This is a genomic window from Rhizobium sp. P2_G2 (genome assembly GCF_056403555.1).
The window spans coordinates 1-769 of the sequence record NZ_JBFUFF010000270.1 but is presented as its reverse complement, the minus strand read 5'-3'; the positions used below and the strand labels follow the sequence as shown (position 1 = coordinate 769).

Sequence of the window (769 nt, the reverse complement as noted above, 5' to 3'; positions counted from 1 at the left end):
CCGTTCTCGTCGACTGACCCACAGTGCGCATATTTGGGATCGCCGCGTCGGTCCTCGGGCGCGTACATGCAGACGATTGAGCGGCCCTGAAACAGCCGCCACACTTCCATGTATGTCGGCTTGATTTTCCACGATCCGTCTGGGGCGAGCAAACCGACGCCCGGGCCACCCAACTGGGAGGCCCACACATAGGTCTTGAAGTCGAATTCCGTTATGAACAGGCCGTCCTTGAGCGTCTTGCCCGAAGCCAAGTCGACAAGAGCGAAATTCTCCTTCGTCGAGGGGAAAGCTTCTGTATCAAGCCGCTCGGCACCCATCATATAAGGAGATATCCATTTCCCGGGCAGTACAATCGCGGCCGTTCTTCCAAAAGGGATCGCTCGGGCATATTGGGGCTGCAGAAGGAAGTTGCCAGCAGTATCGATTATCCCGGTTTTGTCGCCAACGAGCACCTCAGCGTGTCCGTCCCTGAACTCGCCCACAAGATCGAACTTTGGCTGGATCGCCATCTTGCCTGAGGCGGTGATGTAGCCATATCGGCCATCCACGCGCACTCCTGCCAGTCCCTCTGAGAAATTGAAGGCCCGCTCGAACTTTTGTGGAATCCGTTGTTCGTGGCTCTCGCTATCAAGATATCCGCAGAGATTGTATGTCCCTCCGCACTTCGCGATCAAGTCTGGGCTGTGACGCTCAGCTGCGGCCGTTGCCGTGAACGGATGCAGGCTGGCGAACGCTGCCACGAGGATTGCTGAAATCTCTGCGCAATGCT

At 57.1% G+C, this 769-nt stretch carries 1 protein-coding gene; it reads right to left on the bottom strand.

All coding sequences use genetic code 11. From position 1 onward, the window contains the following. A partial coding sequence (locus tag AC1D06_RS42680; RefSeq protein ID WP_477991632.1) for a WG repeat-containing protein occupies positions 1–740 on the bottom strand: 740 nt, incomplete at its 3' end. Positions 741–769 lie beyond the last annotated feature (29 nt).